Below are 19,342 nucleotides of genomic sequence, written 5' to 3'. Positions count from 1 at the left end.
GCCGCCGCCCGCAGCGGCCGGCTCAGCTCGCGCAGCACCGGCCCGGTCCGGATGGGCACGCTGCGGCGCCGCATCCCGGCGAGGAGCAGGACGGCGGTCAGGGTGATGCCCGTGGCGTTCGCGGCGGCGATCCCGGCGACCCCCCAGAACCCCAGCGTCCAGGCACCGATCCACGAGGTCACGACGATGCCCGCCGCCATCGCGGCCACCGGGTACCAGGCGGCGCGGCCCGCCGAGAAGTAGGAGCGGACCAGGACGCCGGTCAGGGTCTGGCCGAGCAGGCCGAGCGCGTAGACCCGCATCACCCCGGCGGTCGCCGCGGTGTCCTCGGCCGTGAACGCGCCGCGCTGGAACAGCACCCCGATCAGCTGCGGGGCGCAGGCCACGACGGCGGCCGTACCGAGCAGCACCAGACAGCCGGCCAGCACCAGATCCCGCTCCACCCGGTCCCGGGCCCGCTCGGTGTCACCGTCGGCCAGCGCGCGCGCCACCACCGGGAAGGTGACCGTGCACAGCATCGTCGACAGCGTCATCGGGATCTGCGCGACCTTCTGCGCGTAGTTCAGGTGCGAGATGGCCCCGGCGGGCAGCCCGGAGGCGAGGAACCGCTCGATCAGCACCTGCGACTGCCGGCACAGCGCGAACAGCAGCACGGTGGCGAGCAGCGGCACCGCCAGCGGCTGCGCGGCCGCGACGGACCCGGTGTCCGTTCCGCCGACCCGGCGGTGACGCAACTGCCGTACCAGGGAGGGGAGCTGGACCAGCACCATCAGGCAGCCGCCCACCGCCACCCCGAACGCGGCCGACCGCACGCCCCACCGGCCGCCGAGCGCGTACATCGCCGCGATGATGCCGGCGTTGTACGCGAGGTAGATCGCGGCCGGTGCCAGGAAGCGGCGGTGGGCCCTGAGGGCCGCGCTGGCGTACCCGGCGAGGCCGAAGCTCAGCACACAGGTCGCGGTGAGCCGGGTGCAGTCCACGGCGAGGGCGGGGTCGGGCAGGCCCGGCGCGAGCGCGGCGACGAACTGCGGCGCGGCCACCGCGAGCAGCGCCCCGACCGCAGTGAACCCCAGGGCCAGCCGGGGCAGGGTGCCGGCCACCAGCGACCGCACCGGATCGCCCGGGGCGCCCCGCGCGCGGCGGGCCAGGGCCGTGCTGAACGCCGGGATCAGCGCGAAGGCCAGCCCGTCCTCGATCAGCAGCGTCGCCGCGAACTCGGGCACCGTCCAGGCCACCAGGAAGGCGTCCGTGTCCCGCCCGGCCCCGAACAGCCGGGCCAGCGACTGGTCCCGCACCAGCCCGAGCAGCGCCGCCGCCATGGAGAGGGAGGCGGTGACGAGGGTCGCCCGGGCCAGAAACCGCCGCGTGGGCGGCGCGTGGTCGGCAGGCGGGGACACCGGAGGACGGAACGGGCCTGCCACCGCCGGTTCGGCCGACCGGGCCGCGGGCAGGCTCGCCCCACCGGCACCGGCCGTCGGTTCCGCGCCGAGTGCGGGCCAGTACGGACCGGACGCCGCCCGGGGCGCGCCGGGTTCCGGTTCCCCGTCGAACGTCGGACAGGGGGTGCCGGCCTCCGGGCGTGCGGTGCCGGCCGGCCGGGGCGCGCCCGCCTCCGGGTCCGCGTCGCGTGCCGGGCGGAAGGGCGTGCCGGGTTCCGGGCCCGGCATCCCGTCGGTCCTGGGAGGCGTCATCGCGCGGGCCTCCGGGAGCGCGGGCGCACGCGGCACGCGCCGGACGCGGGGGCCGTGCGGGGCGCCGGTACCGTCATCGTGGCACCGCCTCCTCCGCCCGCCCGATCCGCCCGGCCGGTACGGCGGTGCGCCCGCCGGAGCCCACCTGGTCGCCGCCGACCAGCGCCCACCAGGCGATCAGCCCGAAGCACACCGCCGTCAGCACGGTCGACGGGCCGCCGATGTCGGCGTACGCGAAGTCCACGAGCTGCCACACCAGCAGCCCGCAGGCGACCAGCGCGCAGTCCAGGCCCCGGCCGCCGGCCGCGCGGGCCCGCCACAGGCCACGCAGCGCGCACACCAGCAGCGCGAGCCAGCCGCCCGCGAGGCACAGCAGCCCGATGAGGCCCTGTTCGCTCAGGACCAGCAGGTACATGTTGTGCGGGGACAGCAGCGGCTGCCGGCGGAACGCGGCGCCCGCGCCCTCGGTGTCGCTGCCCGAGGACAGCGCGAGCGACGCGTGCCCGTCGCGGTACTCCGGAAACCCCTTCAGACCGACGCCGGTCAGCGGGCGGTCGCGCCACATGCCGGTGGCGGCGGCCCACATCGTGTACCGGTCGGTGACCGACTGGTCCGGCGCGTCGGTGACCCGGGTGATGCTGTCGATCCGCTCCTGGAGCATGGCCGTACCCACCCCCAGCCCGGCCACCAGCACCACGCCCGCGGCCACCGCGGCCACCCCCACCCTCAGCGCCCGGCGCGGCCCGGACAGCACCAGCTGCACGGTGACCGTGACCGCGGTCGCGATCCAGGCGCCCCGGCTGAAGGACAGGGCGAGCGGAACCGCCAGGGCGACCGCGCAGCACGCGGCGAGCGTCCGCTCCCGTGCCGACGTCCGGCCGAGCGCCAGACCCACCGCGCACACCAGCCCGAACGACACCACCGTGGCCATGCCCATCACGTCCGACACCCCGAAGGTGCCGACCGCGCGTACGTCCTGACCCTGGTAGGAGGCCCCGGTTCCGGTGACGTACTGGTGCGTGCCGACCACCCCCTGCCAGCCCGCCAGGGCCACGAACGACCAGGCCAGCAGCCGGAGGTCGGCCCGGCCGCGGACGAGCAGCACGACGGCGGCCGGTACGAGCACGAAGACCTGGAGGTAACGGCCCAGTCCCGTGAGCCCTGCACCCGGCGACACCGCGTGCAGCGCCGCCAGCGCCAGACCGGGCACCGGCAGGCCGAGCAGCAGCGCGGCGGTCCGGGTGAACGGGCGGCGGCGCGCGCGCAGCAGCCGTACGACGCAGAAGACGACGACCAGCGCGGACACCGCGTCGGCGGGACCCGCGCCGCTCTCGGCGCCGGGGGCGACCGGCAGCGCGAGCAGGGCGACGACGGCCACCACCGGCAGCACCGGGGACAGCCGCGCGGGGCGCCGGATCGGCAGGGGGAGGGCCATCGGTCAGCTCCCCGTGGATCGCACCAGCGCGGCGGCGGTGCGCAGCAGGATGCAGACGTCCTGCCACAGCGACCAGTTGTCGATGTAGGCGTTGTCGAAACGGGCCCGGTCCTCGATCGAGGTGTCGCCGCGCAGCCCGTTGATCTGGGCGAGCCCGGTGATGCCGGTCTGCATGCGGTGGCGGGCCGCGTACCCCGGGTACGTCCTGCTGAACTGGGCGACGAAGTACGGCCGTTCCGGGCGCGGGCCGACCAGGCTCATGTCACCGCGGACGACGTTCCACAGCTGGAGCAGCTCGTCCAGCGAGGCCTGCCGCAGGAACCGGCAGAACGGGTTCATCCTCCGCTCGCCGGCCACGCTCCACCGGGTGGCCGCCTCGTGCTCGTCGGCCGGACGGTGCGTGCGGAACTTCAGCAGCGTGAAGGGACGGCCGTCCTTGCCGACGCGCTCCTGCCGGAACACCACCCCCGGCCCGTCGGTGAGCCGCAGCACCGTCGCGCACACCAGCAGCAGCGGGCTGATCAGCACCAGCAGCGCCCCGGAGACCGTGATGTCCAGCAGCCGCTTCGCCACGCTCGTCCGCCGCCGCGCGCACAGGTCCAGCCGGCGCACGGCGAACCCGGCGAGCTGGTCGCGCATCTCGTACGCCGGGCTGTCCGCGTCCACCTCCCACAGCGTGCAGCCCGACTCGGCGAGCGCCCGCAGCAGCGGCCCCTTCTCCGTGCGCACGGCCGGGTGGACGGTGAGGACGACCCGCACCCCGTTCTGGATGAGCGCCCGCTCCACCTCCTCGCCCGTGGTGAGCACCGGCAGACCGCCCGCGCCGTCCGGGTGCTCCGCGACCACGCCCACCGGCCGCACCCCGCAGCCCGGCCGGCGGAGCAGTGCGGCGGCCACCCGCTGCGCGGTCGCCGCCGGCCCGATCACCAGGGCGGGCCGCGGGTGACGGCGCAGGACGACCCGTCGCCGCCAGTACACCGCGCCCCTTCCGGCAGCGGCCACCGCAGCGTGCAGGGCGCAGCCCAGCAGCAGGGTCCGGGCGGTGAGGGCGCGCTCGGGGTCGTACGCGGCGAGCAGCGCGGCCAGCGCCAGCCAGGCCACCGCGATCCGCCCGCACACCAGGGGCAGTTCGTCGAGCACACCGGGCACCGGCCGAGCCGAGTGCGGGCGCAGCAGCAGCGCGCCGCACACCAGCGCGGCGACGCTCACCGGCCGGCGGGCCGCCTCGTCCAGCGCGACCGCGCCCACCAGCGCGGCGAACAGGTCGGCGGCGAGCAGCGGCAGCGGGGAGGCGGGCCGCGCGGGTGGGCGCCACGCCGGGAACCGGAAGCCGCCGGCGGCGCGGGCCGGCAGCACCGAGACGGGCGAGAATCCGTGGTCCCACGGCTGCGAGCCGGGGGAGGGAACGGTGCTTTCCGCAGTCACGAGTGGATGGACTCCCTGCACTCGGAGGACACGGGCTGGGCTGCTTCACCGGCTCCCGGCAGGGTGGCAGGGCCGGGACGGGCGGTGCCGGGGGGTGGATCAGCGGCGCCGCGGCCTGCGTCGGTGGTGCCGGGGGCTGGGCAAGCGGTGCCGGGACCCGTGTCGGTGGTGCCGAGGAGGTCGCCGTAGAGGGACGTGATGCGTGCGGCGGTGTGCCGGATGTCGTGCGTGGACAGGACGTGCCGGCGGCCCTGGTCGCCGAGCGTCGCGCGCAGCGGTGGGTCGGACAGCAGCGCGGTGACCGCGCCGGCCAGCGCCACGGGGTCCTCGGGCGGCACCACGCAGTGCGCGACGAGCGCCGGCGGCATGCTCTCGCGGGCGCCGTCGACGTCGGTGACGACGACGGGGGTTCCGCAGCCCAGCGCCTCCAGCGGGGCGAGCGCCATGCCCTCCCAGCGCGAGGGCAGCACCACCAGGTCGGCCGTCCGGTACCAGGGCACGGGGTCGGCGACGGCTCCGGTGAACCGCACCGAGGGGGGCGCCTGCTGACGTAAGGCCTCCCGCTCCGGGCCGTCGCCGACCAGCACCAGTCGCGCCCGGGGCAGCGCCCCGAGGACGTCCTGCCAGGCGCGCAGCAGCACGTCCTGGCCCTTTTGCCGGCAGAGGCGGCCCACACAGACGACGAGCGGACTGCCTTCGTCGCCGGGTTCCGCGGCCGAGGGGGTGCCCGTGGACGGAGCCGGTGCGAAGCGGGTCGTGTCGATGCCGTTCGGGACGACCGCGTACGCCGCGCGCACCCCGGCGCGCAGACCTGTCGCACGCTCCGCCTCGCTGACGCACACCACCCGGTCCGCCCAGCGCGCCCCCCATCGCTCCCAGCGCAGGGCGAGCGCCGAGGTCAGGCCGCCGACCGCCTCGAAGGACCAGGCGTGCGGCTGGAACACGGTCGGGACACGCCCGCGCACGGCGAGCCGCGCGGCCAGGCCGGCCTTCGCACTGTGCGCGTGCACCAGTGCGGGCCGTACCTCGTCGACCAGGCGTGCGAGTCGCCGTACCTCGCCCGGCAGGCCGGGCCCCGGGGAGCGGGCCGCCCGCCAGTCCCGGACGTCCGCGCCCAGTTCCCGCAGGCCGGCGGCGAGTGCGCCGCCCGGACAGGCCGCCGTGACCCGCAGGCCGGCCGCCAGCTGGGCGCGGGTCAGGTCGAGCACGACCCGGGCGACACCGCCGTCGACGGGTTGCGCGAGGTGCAGGACCCGGGGCCCAGGGTCGGGTACTGGCTGGTGCATTCGCGGGTTACCTCGCTCACGGGGGCGCTCTCGGGACTGCGGTCGTGAACGCGGCCGTCATCTCCGGGCGTTCGCAGCGGCGAAGAGCACGCCGGCCCGTGCCGCGTCCGCGTGGGAAACGAGCCGGAAGCCCAGGTGGTCACCACCTCGTCGCAGAGCCCGGCCGAGATCGCACAGCGCGCAGTCGTAGCCGAGCGTGTCGGCGTAGGCCCGGACCCGCCGGGCGCGTACGTCACCCGGTGCACCGGTCGTGGAATCGACTACGCCGTCCGGAGGATCGGTGGGGTCGCGCGGCGCGGCTCCCCTCCCCACGTGCCGGAGAGGCCCGCAACTCTAGCGGCCGACCGGACCAACCCTCAGAAACCGTGCGAACTCGGTGGAGTTGTGAAGGGGCCTCCCGCGTACGTCACTCCATTGGCGGCACAACCCCCAGGGGTGCCACGCGTTGACACAACGCCGGGTATCCCGCCCGGATGTTTGTGTCGATCCCAAGGAGCACCTCTCCATGTCGCGTATCGCGAAGGGCCTGGTCCTGACCTCCGCCGCCGTCGCGGCCGTCGCCGGCGGCGCCGGCGTGGCCTCCGCCGACGCCGGTGCCGGCGCCGTCGCCGCCGGCTCGCCCGGCGTGCTGTCGGGCAACGCCATTCAGGTCCCGATCCACGTGCCGGTCAACGTGTGCGGTAACACGGTGGACATCATCGCGCTGCTGAACCCGGCGTTCGGCAACACCTGCGTCAGCGACTGACGTCGGGGCGCAACCCTTCGGCCGGCCGCCCGTCCCGCTCGTCCGTCGCGGGGTGGACGGCCGGTTTTGCGCTCCCCCAGGTGGATCACAGTGGGTGGGTGAGCGGTTGCGGTGGGCTACCGGTGAATCGACGGTGGGGTCAGGTCCCACTGTTCACCGAAAGGAACACCCATGCGTGATCTGCCTGCCCGGCGTCTCGCGTCCACCGTTCTCTGCGCGTCCGTCCTGGTCGGGATCACCGGCCCGATCGCGGTCGCCGCAGACGCGGCCCGGGAACACGACCGTGCCGCCTCCCGGGCGCCCGTCCCGGCAGCGGAGAAGGAGAAGCTGCTCGCCCAGATCAGAGCCCTGGGCAAGGCGGACTCCACACTCGATCCGGTCGTCGACCTGCTGAACCGGTCGCTGGAGCGGGGCAAGCTCCCCGCCGACGAGGCCCGACGGCTGGGCGAGGCGGCCAAGGCCGCCATCGCCAAGGCCGCCACCGATCCCCAGCCGGCCACCCCGACGGCAGCGGCGGTCCAGCCCGCACCGGCCCGGCCCGCGGCGGCGACGCCCACCACGCCCGCGAAGCCCGCGGCTCAGACGACGCCCACGACAGCGGCGAAGCCGGCGACCCAGACGACGGCGACGCCTGCGACGGCGGCCAAGCCCGCGGCGTCCACGCCCACGACCGCGCCGAAGCCCGCGACGCCCACGGCCCCGGCGGCGTCCGCGTCCCCGGCGAAGCCGGCGGCGGCCACGCCCACGGCGTCCGCGTCCCCGGCGACCTCCGCAAAGCCCGCGGCGCCGACCGCCCCCGCCACGCCGACCGCGCCCGCCTCTTCCACGACGTCCGCCAAGCCGGCCGCGCCCACGGCCTCCGCCTCCCCGGCGACCTCGGCCAAGCCGGCCGCCCCCACCGCCCCCGCGGCCTCCACCACCCCCGCGTCGCCGGCCGCTCACGCTGCCTCCGCCGCCCCGGTGGCCCTTGCCGCGCGGGCGGCCACGCGGCACGGGGGCATCGCCAAGCTGCCCTCGGCCCGCGACCTCACCAGCGACGCGCTCTCCGCCCTGGAGACCGCGATCGACAACCTGGTCAAGGCGGTCACCGAGCAGCTCGACCAGATCCTGTCGTCCGCCACCGACGTGGTGTCCGGCCTGGTCGACCTGCTGGGCACGACCCTCCTCGGCAAGGACGCGTCCGACGCCGGCGTCGAATCCCTGCCTTCCCTGCCCGCGTTGCCGTCCCTGCCCGCGCTGCCCAGCCTCGCCGCGGAGTCGAGCCAGCCGACGACCGGCTGACGACCGGCTGACGTGGGGAATCACCTGGACCGCACGGCAATTTCATATGTCTTCTCGGCGCGGGGTTTCCGCCCCGGCCGGGCATCGTTGGACAGGGCGTCAGACATCCCTGGGTGACGTGAGTTGCCGAAGAAAGGAACACGATGAAGTCCCTGAAGGCCGCCGCCGTTGTCGCCGGTTCCGTGGCCCTTGCCGGCGTCGCCGCACCCGCGTTCGCCTACGACGCCCAGCACCTGCCGCCGATGAGCCTCAACGGCGCGCTCGCCGAGCTGGCCGAGAAGCCGCCCGCCGTACAGGAGCTGATGCCGTTGCAGCACCAGTCGGACGCGCTGGACACGGAGAACAAGGACTCCGTGCTCAGCAGCGTGAAGGGCGCCACCACCACCCTCAACCAGCGGGGGCTGCTCGGCGGCCTGCCCCTGCGACGCTGACGCCCGCTCGCCGCCAGGGCCGGTGCCGCACCGTGCGGAACCGGCCCTGGCGCGTGCCGACGACCCCGTCCCTCGATCGTGTGGAGCCGCCACGGGCGCTGCTCCGGAAGGGTGAGAAGCCGCCGGGTCACGCCACGGCCCGTCGATATGGTCGCGCGGTGACCTCAGTATCGAGCGAAATCCGCCCCTTCCGCGCCGCCGACCTCGGCACGCTCGCCCTGCTCGCCTGGATGGCCAGGAACGAGGAGGGCGACGGCAGGACGCCCTGTCTTCTCGCCTGTTCGCTGGGTGACGGCCCGGACGGCCCGGAGGCCGCGTCCGCCGCCGTGGCGCGGCTCCTCGACGAGATGGGCCTGCCCGTGGGCGGCGACCCGGTCGACGGCACCACCCGGCCGAGCCTGAAGGTCGGCATGCTGGTCGTCGCGGGCCAGATCGTCCTGCAGATGCCGCACGTCACCACGCAGGTGACCCCGCCCGCGGAGTGGCTGAGGGCGGTCGGGAAACTCGGTTACACCTACTTCATGTTCACCACGCGCGTCTGCCCCACGACCGGCCCCCGCCGGCCGGCCGAGGGCGCGGAGCTGGCCGCGTTCGCGGGCGCCCCGGAAACCACGAACGCCGCCGCACACGCCTATCTGCCCGCCCGCAGCCTGCGCGTCTGAGCCCGGCCCGCCGCGTTCACCCGGGTGCTTGCGCCGGCACACACCGGGGTGGCCGGAACGCCGGCGCCGATCCGTTGGTGGGACTTCTGGACGAGCTGACTATTACGACACTCGGGCGAATTGCGAAATGAAGGCGTTTTCCGCTCGTTACGCGGTACGGACGTCGAACCCCCGCATCCCGGCGGACGTCGAACACCCCCGCATCCTGAAAGGGACCGTACCTGACATGAAGCCGACCACCCGAGGAACCCTTGCCGCCGTCGTCACCGGCGTCGCGGCCACCGTGGGGGCCGCCGCCCCGGCCGCGGCGGCCGGCACGGTCCCCGTCCCCGTGCCCCTGGGCGGCGCCTCCACGGCGCTCGGCATGGAGCTGCCGAGGCTCGGCGCCGAGCTGCCGCTGCTGAAGCCGGGCGCCCCCGACGGGCCCCGGTACGTCACCGGCCGGCTCCTCCCCGACCGGACCCTGCCCCAGCTGCCGGTGACCAGCGGGCTGCCCGGCCTGGACGCCAGGGCGCCGCTGCCGCACGTCCTGGGCGACGGTTTCGACCACCTCGGCGTCGACGCGCCCGCCGGCGACCTGCGGGCCCTCGCCCCGGGCCTGTCCCTCGACGCCCCGCTGACCGCGCCCGACGGGAGCAACTTCGGCCTGCCCGGCGCCAAGCTGCCCCAGGCCGGCGTCCTCGCACCGGTCCTGCAGACCGTCGCCGGCGGCAACCTGGGCACGGGGCCGGGGCTGTAGCCGGGCACGGCCGTACCCGCCGTACGGCTTTCCGCCAGTGACCCCGCGTGCCCTCGGCCGGTTAGCCGGTACGGAATGTGATCCCGGAGGAGGAGCGAACATGGTCGTCGGTGTCGGCGGAGTGGCGGTCGGTGCGGAGCAGCAGGCCGGAGCGGGGGCGGCCAGACCCTCCCGTAGGGAGGTGGCGCGGAGGCTGCTCGCCTCCACGGCGGCACTGGCGCTGGCCCCGGTCGTCGCCGCCTCCCGCCCCGTGCCGTCGGCCGGGGCGTCCGGCGGCTCCTTCGACGAGACCTACCGGGGCCGCCGTATCCAGGGCGTCCTGGTCCCGGCCGCGGGGCGCGCGGCGACCGGGGGCGAGTGGCGGATCACCATCGACGGCCGCCCGCTGCATCTGATGCGCCGGGCCGACGGCACCTGGCTCAGCATGGTCGACCACTACACGTCGTACCGGACACCGCTGGAGGCGACCCGGGCGGCCGTGGACGAGATCGGCCCCGGCCGGCAGCTGCGCGACCTCGCACCGGGCCGGCTCACCGGCGGGCGACCGGGAGGGCACGCACACATGGGGGGACAGCATGGCGTACGTGCGTAAGAACGTCAGCACGCTCACCGCGGGCGAGCGGCGCCGGTTCGTGAACGCCCTGCTGACGCTCAAACGGCGCGGAGAGTACGACGAGTTCGTGCGCCTGCACATCGACTACTACACCACCGACGGCGAGGACGGTCTGCGCACCGCCCACATGGCGCCGTCGTTCCTGCCCTGGCACCGCAGGTTCCTGCTGGAACTGGAGCGGGCGCTGCGGCGGGTCGACTCGTCGGTGACGGTGCCGTACTGGGACTGGACCCGGGACCGCTCGACGACCTCCGTGCCATGGACGAAGGACCTGCTCGGCGGGAACGGGCGGCGCTCCGACCGGCAGGTGATGACCGGCCCGTTCGCCTACGCGGCGGGCCACTGGACCCTCAAGGAGGGCGTCACCGACGGCAAGTTCCTCACCCGGGACCTCGGCCGCTCCGCCGCCCCGCTCCAGCTGCCCACCCGGAGCGAACTGAAGTGGGCGCTGGACGACCCGGTCTACGACGCCCGGCCCTGGGACTCCACCGTCCGCAAGGGCTTCCGCAACAAGCTGGAGGGCTGGGGGCCCGGCAGCGGCAGCGGTTCCTGGAAGAACCACAACCGGGTGCACCGCTGGGTCGGCGGCGCCATGCTCGGCGGCGCGTCCGTCAACGACCCGGTGTTCTGGCTGCACCACGCGTTCCTCGACCTGCAGTGGTACCGCTGGCAGCGGGCCCACCGCAGCCACCGTTACCTCCCGGCGGAGCCGCCCGGCGCCGCCGACGAGCAGCACGAGCGGGTCGTCGCCCGGCACCAGAAGCTGCCGCCGTGGGACGAGACACCGGACCAGCTGGAGGACATGAGCCGCGTCTACCGGTACGCGTGAGCGGGCGGGCGTCCGCACGCGGGAAGAGCCCCGGCGCTCGGAGTGCCGGGGCTCTTCCCTGTCGTGCCTGTCGTGCCTGGCGTGCCGGTCGGCTCAGTTGCCGTAGCCGTCGCCGTAGCCGCCGTGCCCCGGACCGGGGTTGCCCGGCTTGCCCTTGTCGCTGTGGTTGACGCAGGCGTTGCCGAAGGCCGGGTTCAGCGCTCCGACGATGTCGACGGTGTTCCCGCAGACGTTGATCGGGATGTGCAGCGGAACCTGGACCAGATTGCCGGACAGCACGCCGGGCGAAGCGACGGCGCCGCCCTGAGCGCCCGCGTCGGCCAGGGCCAGCCCGGCCCCGCTGACCACCACGGCACCGGTGCCGAGGGCGACAGCGGCTGCCTTCGCGATGCGAGACATCACGTCCTCCTTTTGTAGCTCGGAAAGCGCAGCGGCAGGCCCGCCGCCGCACTTTCCGTTCAACGGCGCCGCACGGGGCTGGTCACGGTGATCAGCGGCGGATCACCCTTTCAACGGCAGGTCGCCGCCGCGTGAGACCCCTTCGGGCGCGGACACCGGTAGGGCTCCCGAGGGCGCATGTCAGCGGTCGCGGCAGCCGATCGGTCTGCCCGTCGAGGGGAACCGGCCGCGGAGCAGGGCGAGGGCCGTGCCCCTGGGCGGGAGACCTGTCGTCTGGGCGACCTGCCGGGACTGCGCGAGCAGGGGGCCGTGGCCGACGGGCCGGGGTTGGGGGGCCGGGGTTGGGGGGCGGCCCGGCCGTCACCTGCGGTGTGCTGCGCGCGCCGGCCCGCCCTGTGAACGCGTGCGGTCGGAGGCGGGCTGACCTGTTCGTCGTAGAGCCGGCCGTACGGTCCGTCGTAGGGATGCGCGGTACCGGTCCGCAGCAGGGTCTGGCCGTACTGATCCGGCGTACGGCCCCGGTACCGGTCCGCCGAAGCGTTCCGTCGTACCGAGCCCGCGTACGGTCCCGCCGTACCGTTTCGCCCTCAGGGGAGCCGTCGTACGGGGGAGCCCGCGAGCCACGCCTGGATGTTCTCGACGGCCTGGCCGTAGTACGTCGTGTAGTTGGCGTGGGAGACGTAGCCCAGGTGGGGTGTGGCGAGGAGGCGGGGCGCGGTGCGCATCGGATGATCGGCCGGCAGCGGCTCGGTGTCGAAGACGTCGACGCCGGCGCCGGCGATCCGGCCCTCGTGCAGTGCGGCCAGCAGCGCGTCCTGGTCGACGATCGCGGCGCGGGAGGTGTTGACGAGGTAGGCGGTCGGCTTCATCAGGGCCAGCTCGGCGGCGCCGACGAGGCCGCGGGTGCGGTCGCCGAGGGCCAGGTGGACGGACACGAAGTCGCTGTCGCGGAGCAGTTCCTCCTTGGAGCCGGCGAGTTCGACGCCCACCTCCTCGGCGCGCTCCTTGGTGAGGTTCCGGCTCCACGCGCTGACCCGCATGCCGAAGGCGAGGCCCACCTGGGCGACACGGCCGCCGATCCTCCCCAGCCCGAGCAGACCCAGCCGGCTGCCGTGCAGATCGGCACCGACGGTCGACTGCCAGGGCCCGTTGCCGCGCAGCGCGTTGCTCTCCTGGACGATCCCACGGGCGAGACCGAGCAGCAGCGCCCAGGTCAGCTCGACCGGCGGGGTGCCGGAACTCGCCGTACCGCACACGGTGACGCCGTGCGCCTCGGCGGCGGCGTAGTCGATGACGCTGTTGCGCATCCCGGAGGCGATGAGGAGTTTCAGCCGGGGGAGGCGGGCGATCAGCGAGCCGGGGAAGGGGACGCGTTCGCGCAGGGTGACGACGATGTCGTAGTCGGCGAGCGCGGAGGCGACGGCGTCCTCTCCGTCAAGGTGCTCGCGCAGCGCGACGACCTCCACGCGCTCCTCGATCACCGACCAGTCGGCCAGCCGGGTCGCCACACCCTGGAAGTCGTCCAGCACCGCACAGCGAAGTCGCACGTGATCTCCCTCCCTGCCGGTGACTGTAGCGCCCCCGCCTGGCCCCCTCCCATCCGATCCCGGGTCACCCGACGACCCGGCTCACCTGCCCCGCCTCCCCAGCCACGCCACACACCCCCACCGCACGGCTCCACCCACGGCGAGAGCCACGAGAACGGCTCCCCAGTCGATGACGTGCGGAAGCCCGGGGAAGAACGCGAAGAACGCCAGGGCCCCCACCAGCCCCACCACGAACGCACTTCCACCGATCCACCGACGCCGCGCATCCGCCACTTGCCCCGGCCCGGGGTCCCGCTCCTGCTCGCTCATGACCGACTCACTTGGTGATGTGGTGACACTGGCTGACGCGCCGTACCCCGTTGACGTAGAGGCGGGCGCATGCCCTGCCATAACGAGGGAGCGTCTGGGGAGAGTTGCTCCGCATGGGGTCGATCTTGCACTCGCTGTGGGTCTTGCCCCGTGAGGTCCGGTAGGTTCGATTGTTGGTGTCGGCGTAGGTGAAGTCGATGCGCCAGTTGCAGAAACCGCTGCTGAGCGCCGCGACGAAGGCGCAGTCGACACCGGCGTTCTGGTAGGTGATCTTCCTGCCGCTGCCGCGGATGATGTGCGTGAACATGCAACCGGTCGGCACCTTCACGGTCATACCGCCCACGCTGTACTCGAAGGTACGCACGGGCGTCGAGCCCATGGCGCCGGCGTGCGCGTTCGCCGGCGCGGCGAGGGCGAGGGATGCTGCGGCGGTCAGCGTCGTGACAACGCGCCTGAAGTACGCCATGGCCAAGGTCGGTCCCCTTCTGATGGTCGCCCGATGAACAGCCTGGGCAACCGGGTTCCGACGCGACCCGTTGCGGGGCGCCGGTCGGCTTCAGCAAAGTGAGGGAACTTGGCAAGGCCGGGATGACCAGCAAAAACGTTACCTGGGTTCCGGGCCGCTTCCCACCCCACAGAGCGCCGCCGTACGGACGGGGCGCGAGGCGGGGACGTCACGGGGAGGCACAGCGCGGTGACGAGCAAGTCACTCGACTTGGACGGTGCCTTGCCGGCGGACGGGTCACCCGGCGATCGAGTTCCCAATGGGGCTCGTCCGCCCTCCCGCGACCACCGTGCGCCGACGCGTCGACCGGTGATCAGGAGCGATGACCGCACCATAAGATGGCTCGTCCTCAACTTGTCATGAACTGAAGGAAACATATGGGCAGACAGATACGGAGCCTGGCGGCACTCGCCGCCCCTCTCGCGCTGGGGGCGGCACTGCTCGCTCCGGCCACTGCTCAGGCGGAGACCGTGGCCGCCGGAAACTACACCGCGGTTTTCAACTACCCCACGCCCACGACGTACGACTCCTCGATCAACACCTCGGTAGGTGACCTGATCGATCTCGCGGCGCCCAACTCGACGCTGTACATGGGCATGTACTGGTTCAACAGCTCGACTCTGCGGGCGAAGCTCACCGCCGCCCAGAGCCGTGGCGTCACGCTGCGCATCATCTCGGAGTCGGCGAACCGGGGCAGCAGCGACCTGGACAGTCTGACGCTGACGGGCAACTCCACCCTCACCTGGTGCTCCCGAGGCTGCCTGGGCAACGGCTCGGGCGACACGAACGCGATCGACCACGACAAGTACATCGTGTTCGACGCGCTCACCGACGGACGCACGAACGTCGTCTGGCAGAGCTCGCAGAACCTCGCGGGCGGTCAGGACGGCGAGATCAACAACGCGGTCGTCGTGTCCAACAACGCGACCCTCGCCTCCCGTTACCGCGCGCACTTCAACGACCAGATCAAGCACGCCGGCGACAGCCTGCACACGACGTACGACTACACCACGGGCGACCCCAGCTCCCCCGTCGAGGCGTTCTTCTTCCCCCGCGACACCGCCTCGGACGCCACCCACTACGGCAACGCCGACATCCTCGCCTCGTTCATCGACAAGGTCGACTGCTCGATCGACGGGAAGATCAGGATCTCGGCGGCCGAGCTCGACCAGCGTTCCACCCGCCCGGCTGTCTACGACGCCCTGGAGGCGAAGCGGTCCCAGGGGTGCAGCGTGGACGCGAACGTCCGCGATCTCAGCAACGGCGGCGGCAACAACGGCGTCAACGACCTGACCGGCCTCGACATCGCGGCCTACGGCAACCGCCCCGGCGGGTGCCGCTACAAGTCCTCGGCGACCGCGTCCTGCAACCACGGCACGACCCACTCCAAGTACCTGCTGACGGAGTGGACGAAGGCCGACGGCACCAAGGTCCAGCACGTGTACACGGGCTCGCACAACTGGACCTCGGGCTCGCTGAAGACGAACGACGAGACGCTGCTGCGCATCGACGACCCGACGGTCTACCAGGCCTACGTCGCCAACTTCAACAAGGTCCGCTCGGGCGCGGTCGACATCGACGCCTCGAAGTACGGCTCGACGTCCCAGCACTACTCGCGGGTCAACGTGCAGGCCGACGGCGACCAGCACTACAGCGCCATCGCCTCCGGCGGCACCTCGTCCGTCTACACCGCGGTGGTGTACGAGCAGGGCGACCGGCACGACTCCTCGGACACCGAGCTGGGCACCGACGTGTACATCCGCATGTACAAGGACGGCGTCCCGCTGTGGAACGAGAAGCTGCTGAGCAACAGCGGCACCGCCGGCAACACGACCTGGTCGCACCAGAAGCCCGACGTCGGCGTGGACGACCAGGGCAACGCCATCGTCGCGTGGGCCAAGGACGACGACGGCAACAAGTTCGCCGACATCGCCGTGGTCAAGGTGGCCCCGAACGGCACGGTGACCGCCCTGCCGCGCCCGCACGCCTCCGGTAGCGGGGACCAGCTGCGGCCGACGGTCGCGGTGGCCGGCGACGGCTCCTACACCGTCGCCTGGGAGAGCACGGCCGACGGCTCCACGCTCAACCAGATCTACGCGAGCAGCTGGTCCGGGACGGGCACGCTGCGCTACCAGGACGTCCAGGTCAGCACGATCAACGCGGGTGCGGCCGGGTCGAACCGCCGCCCCGACGCGGCGATCGACGACGCCGGGAACACCACGATCGTGTGGGAGGAGGACGCGGACGGCAACGGCGGCCTCAACATCGGTCTCGCCAAGCTGAACACCTCGGGCGGTTTCGCGGTGGCCCGCAAGGTGGCCAACTCCCTCACCGACGGGCAGCAGACCGTTCCCGCGGTGGCGTCGGCGGGCGACGGCCGGTTCGTCGTGGCGTGGACGGACGAGTACACCACCGGCAGCGGCACGCCGGTCCGTCCGCAGCGGATCTACCACCGCGTCTTCTCGGCGACCGGCAGCGCCGCGGCGGCCGAGCAGCGCACCACCGAGGACGGCACCAGCAGCGGCCCGTACGTCGACGACCAGCGGCCGATCTCCGACCAGGACGTCCCCGATGTCGCGGTCGCCGACGACGGCAGCTTCGTGGTCGCGTGGAAGGAGGCCTTCGACGTGAACATCGGCGGGACCGTGTACGCGGGCAAGGACGACGTGTGGGCCCGCGGCTTCAACGCGGACGGCACGACGACCGGCAGGCTCCCCGCCTACCGGATGAACGTGGTGACCGGCGGCGGCCAGGGCGGCCCGGCCGTGACCCTGGCCTCGACCGGCCGGCTCGCGCTGACGTACTCGGACGACTACGACGGCAACGGCTTCAACGAGATGCGGCTGCGGGACGCGTTCAGCAACTCCTGAGTCCGGCACACTCCGAACGTCCGAGGGCGGCACTCCGGGAGGGGTGCCGCCCTCGCTGCTGTGCGCAGGTGCACAAGGCCCCGCTGGCGGTGCCGGCACACATGCGCCATGAGCGGCTGAGGCGGCACGGCATCGGGGGGGGAAGGAGGGAAGCCCGGTCTGCTGCCGACCGCGGCATCGATGTCCCCGTCGCCCGGGCGGACGCTGGTGGCGTGGCCCGCCGGCACACCGGGCCGGGGCTGCGCCGGGATGTCGAGGGCCGTTTCCGTCCGCGCCACCGTCCCTGCCGTCGGCCGCAGCTCCTGTGCGTACCGCTCAGATCCGCCCGCCGGTGAGACGGGTGATCGGACCATGCGTGCGGCTCACCGCGCGGCGACCCACCAGGTAGGACGTGGCACTCAGCGCCGACAAGCCCGCACCCACACCGGCGGCGAGGAGCTTCCGCTGGGCGATCACCGTCCAGGCCGTCCTGGCGAAGTCCACGGCCTGCCCCGAGGCGGCGACGACGGCCCGGCGGCCGGCCTGGACACGCTCGGCCGCGCTGTGCGCGACCGCGCTGCCCTTCCCGGCCACTCGCCCCGCCCCGTCCACGGCTGCTGACGCGCCGTCGCCGACCTTCTCGGCTGCCTTGTCCGCCGCCTGCGACGCGGGAGCAGCCGCCTTCGCCGTGGCCCGCCGGGCCTTGGCGGACGCACCTCGCTGGGATACGGAACTCTCATTGGTGCCGCTGTTCGACTGACTCATGGACTTCGCCTTGCCGCTCCCGCGAACGCCAAACTCACCCAGCCTGGAGGGGCACGCCGATCCGCGTCCGAATCCAGACGCGGGCGTGCCCGAACGGCAGACCGTAGCTTCGTCGCGCTGGACCGCTTTCACCGTGATTCCCCGCTGCCCCCACTCGATCTGGGTTTGCGGTGCGGCCTTCGCGACAACCGACAACCCCTGCTGTCGGACCCGAGTGCCATGATGGCCGGCATGGACGAGGACGCGTTCTGGGCGCTGATCGAAGAATGCCGACCGGCCGGGCCCGCCCCTGATGCCGATGGCCTCGCGGCGGCCCTTGCAACTCGGCTTGCGGCCGGGCCGGTGTCCTTGATCGCTGAGTTCGCCGAACAGTTGGCCTGGGCGCTGTACCGACTGGACTTGCAGGAGTACGGCCATCGCCTCTCCGGCGACGCGTTCCTCCACGCGCGTGCGGCTGTCATCGCCGATGGCCGCGAAGCCTACCGGCAAGTGCTTCGGGATCCCGCGCGGTTCACGGCGTATGCCGCGGGCCTGATGTGGGCCGAGTCGCTGCTCCACGTGCCAGACCGGGCGTACAAGGCCCTCACCGGGCAGGAGTGGGATCGTCGCACCCGCTACTCGTACGAGTCCTACTCGAACCGGGCCGGCTGGGGGCGACAAGCCATGACCGACGACGAGCTTGTCGAGGCCGTCCGTGCCCGCGTCGCCGACCGCGACCTGCCCCCGCCGGCCACGCCGGAGGACGTCGCGGCGGTCGAAGCCGCGGTCGGCCGCCCGATGCCGCAGTTGCTGCGGCGCCTCTACCTCGAAGTCGCCAACGGCGGTTTCGGAGTCTGGGAATGCCTTTCGTTGACGGACACCGGCCATTGGTTCAGCGACGAGCGGGACATGATCGAGGCTCACCGCCTCTTCTCGGCGAAGGACGACTCGGGCAGCCCTGCGACACCCGAGGGGGTCGTCCCGCTCATGGATCGCGGCTGCTGCATGTGGACCATGATCGACTTCAGCACTGCCGAGGGCCGCGTCTGGGACTGGGATGCCAATGACTGCTGCGTCCTGGTGCCAACCACCTTGACCCTCGCCCGGTGGCTTACGGGCTGGCTGGAGGGCTGGATAGTCCCAGGGCCGTACTCCGCGTTCCGAGTACACGCTGACGGCTGCCGTGTTCCGCAACCGTCAGGTGCTTCGTAGTGGGCGCGGCTCCGAGCAGCGTGCCTCACCGAGGTGAGATCGTCACCGAGTTCGAAGCTGAGTTGGCAGACGGCTGCAAGAGGGAAACACCCACACCTGACCCTTGGCTGACGACCGTGGCCAGCGCCATCTTTTCGGCTAACAGGGCCTACTTCGAGCTGTAGCGCAGGCCCATTCTGCAGCGCGGGTCGGGGCTCTGCAGAGCGCCGACCTGCGCTGACCTGCGGATTCGTTTGCCGTCGGCGGCGCGGGCGAGGGGCTCGTCGGCCTATCTTGGCAGAATTCGAGCTGCTAACAGAGGCTGAACAGCTCTGTTGCGGCGGCTGCGTGCGACCTGAGATGCCGGCCTCCTGACTACCGGTCCCGCCAAACAAGAAGCTCGACGAAGCCCACGGTTCTGAACACCCCATGCCGTGGGCTTCTCTCATAGCTGGGCGGCCTCGGACGGCCCGGAGACGGCTCGGCTACCGCAGCGCCTCTCCGCTTTGTCATCGCCCTGGTCGGGGCTTGCCTCGTGAGCCGGAGCCACAACTGGTTGCCGCTGTCCAGGGTCGCTGATGTCAGCGCTGGACGTCAGCGGAACAGCCCCGGGACTGGGCAGACCTCCAAAAGTTCGTCTGGCCGGTCGGCCCAGCGCCAC

The 19,342-nt window shown here is 73.1% G+C and carries 17 protein-coding genes; 9 read left to right on the top strand and 8 right to left on the bottom strand.

All coding sequences use genetic code 11. The features are described from left to right. The 4 genes from ABZV94_RS15645 to ABZV94_RS15630 form a co-directional block, all read right to left on the bottom strand. Positions 1-1,691 (bottom strand): lipid II flippase MurJ (locus tag ABZV94_RS15645; protein WP_356340780.1); only part of this gene is annotated, 1,691 nt, incomplete at its 3' end. A gap of 73 nt (positions 1,692-1,764) precedes the next feature. After that, the gene (locus tag ABZV94_RS15640) at positions 1,765-3,126 is read right to left on the bottom strand and encodes an O-antigen ligase family protein (RefSeq protein WP_356340779.1); all 1,362 of its coding nucleotides are present in this window, start codon (positions 3,124-3,126) and stop codon (positions 1,765-1,767) included. A 3-nt stretch (positions 3,127-3,129) separates the two neighbouring features. Further along, positions 3,130-4,551, bottom strand: a complete 1,422-nt coding sequence (locus ABZV94_RS15635) for an exopolysaccharide biosynthesis polyprenyl glycosylphosphotransferase (protein WP_356340778.1) — start codon at positions 4,549-4,551, stop codon at positions 3,130-3,132. Beyond that, the gene (locus ABZV94_RS15630) at positions 4,548-5,837 is read right to left on the bottom strand and encodes a glycosyltransferase family 4 protein (protein WP_356340776.1); all 1,290 of its coding nucleotides are present in this window, start codon (positions 5,835-5,837) and stop codon (positions 4,548-4,550) included. Before ABZV94_RS15630 ends, ABZV94_RS15635 begins: the two co-directional genes overlap by 4 nt. A gap of 505 nt (positions 5,838-6,342) precedes the next feature. Here ABZV94_RS15630 and ABZV94_RS15625 point away from each other — a divergent pair. From ABZV94_RS15625 to ABZV94_RS15595, 7 genes are all read left to right on the top strand, one after another. Then, a complete protein-coding gene (locus tag ABZV94_RS15625; RefSeq protein ID WP_356340775.1) occupies positions 6,343-6,582 on the top strand; it encodes a chaplin in 240 nt (79 codons plus the stop codon). Positions 6,583-6,753: 171 nt separating this feature from the next. Further along, on the top strand, positions 6,754-7,863 hold the full coding sequence (locus ABZV94_RS15620) for a hypothetical protein (protein WP_356340774.1): 1,110 nt from the start codon (positions 6,754-6,756) through the stop codon (positions 7,861-7,863). 143 nt (positions 7,864-8,006) lie between these two features. Next, positions 8,007-8,294: a hypothetical protein gene (locus ABZV94_RS15615; RefSeq protein WP_356340772.1), complete on the top strand. Its 288-nt coding sequence runs from the start codon at positions 8,007-8,009 to the stop codon at positions 8,292-8,294. Positions 8,295-8,452: 158 nt separating this feature from the next. Then, positions 8,453-8,956, top strand: coding sequence for a DUF5949 family protein (locus ABZV94_RS15610; protein ID WP_014672803.1), 504 nt, complete (start codon positions 8,453-8,455; stop codon positions 8,954-8,956). A 226-nt stretch (positions 8,957-9,182) separates the two neighbouring features. Beyond that, a complete protein-coding gene (locus ABZV94_RS15605) occupies positions 9,183-9,695 on the top strand; it encodes a hypothetical protein (RefSeq protein ID WP_356340771.1) in 513 nt (170 codons plus the stop codon). A gap of 100 nt (positions 9,696-9,795) precedes the next feature. Then, on the top strand, positions 9,796-10,287 hold the full coding sequence (locus ABZV94_RS15600) for a tyrosinase family oxidase copper chaperone (RefSeq protein WP_356340770.1): 492 nt from the start codon (positions 9,796-9,798) through the stop codon (positions 10,285-10,287). Continuing rightward, positions 10,271-11,137 (top strand): tyrosinase family protein, encoded by an 867-nt coding sequence (locus tag ABZV94_RS15595; protein WP_356340768.1) that lies wholly within the window; start codon positions 10,271-10,273, stop codon positions 11,135-11,137. Before ABZV94_RS15600 ends, ABZV94_RS15595 begins: the two co-directional genes overlap by 17 nt. A 93-nt stretch (positions 11,138-11,230) precedes the next feature. Here the strand turns inward: ABZV94_RS15595 and ABZV94_RS15590 are convergent, their stop codons facing one another. The 3 genes from ABZV94_RS15590 to ABZV94_RS15580 form a co-directional block, all read right to left on the bottom strand. Next, positions 11,231-11,536: a chaplin gene (locus ABZV94_RS15590; RefSeq protein WP_356340767.1), complete on the bottom strand. Its 306-nt coding sequence runs from the start codon at positions 11,534-11,536 to the stop codon at positions 11,231-11,233. Positions 11,537-12,123: 587 nt separating this feature from the next. Further along, positions 12,124-13,083, bottom strand: coding sequence for a D-2-hydroxyacid dehydrogenase family protein (locus ABZV94_RS15585; RefSeq protein WP_356340766.1), 960 nt, complete (start codon positions 13,081-13,083; stop codon positions 12,124-12,126). 316 nt (positions 13,084-13,399) lie between these two features. Continuing rightward, positions 13,400-13,858 carry a hypothetical protein gene (locus ABZV94_RS15580; RefSeq protein ID WP_356340765.1) on the bottom strand — a complete coding sequence of 153 codons (459 nt, stop codon included), beginning with the start codon at positions 13,856-13,858 and terminating at the stop codon, positions 13,400-13,402. A gap of 416 nt (positions 13,859-14,274) precedes the next feature. On the opposite strand from ABZV94_RS15580, the gene ABZV94_RS15575 reads away from it, so the two are divergent. Further along, complete coding sequence (locus ABZV94_RS15575; protein ID WP_356340763.1) at positions 14,275-16,767, top strand: phospholipase D-like domain-containing protein; 2,493 nt, start codon at positions 14,275-14,277, stop codon at positions 16,765-16,767. A 315-nt stretch (positions 16,768-17,082) separates the two neighbouring features. Here the strand turns inward: ABZV94_RS15575 and ABZV94_RS15570 are convergent, their stop codons facing one another. Next, a complete protein-coding gene (locus tag ABZV94_RS15570; protein WP_356340762.1) occupies positions 17,083-17,511 on the bottom strand; it encodes a hypothetical protein in 429 nt (142 codons plus the stop codon). A 231-nt stretch (positions 17,512-17,742) separates the two neighbouring features. Between ABZV94_RS15570 and ABZV94_RS15565 the strand changes: the two genes are divergently transcribed. Beyond that, positions 17,743-18,702, top strand: coding sequence for a DUF4240 domain-containing protein (locus ABZV94_RS15565; RefSeq protein ID WP_356340761.1), 960 nt, complete (start codon positions 17,743-17,745; stop codon positions 18,700-18,702). Positions 18,703-19,342 lie beyond the last annotated feature (640 nt).

Origin of the sequence: Streptomyces sp. NPDC004658 (genome assembly GCF_040609555.1) — a bacterium.
Taxonomy (GTDB): Bacteria; Actinomycetota; Actinomycetes; order Streptomycetales; family Streptomycetaceae; genus Streptomyces.
Note: the sequence above shows the minus strand (reverse complement) of the source record. Positions and strands in the feature narration are given on the sequence as shown.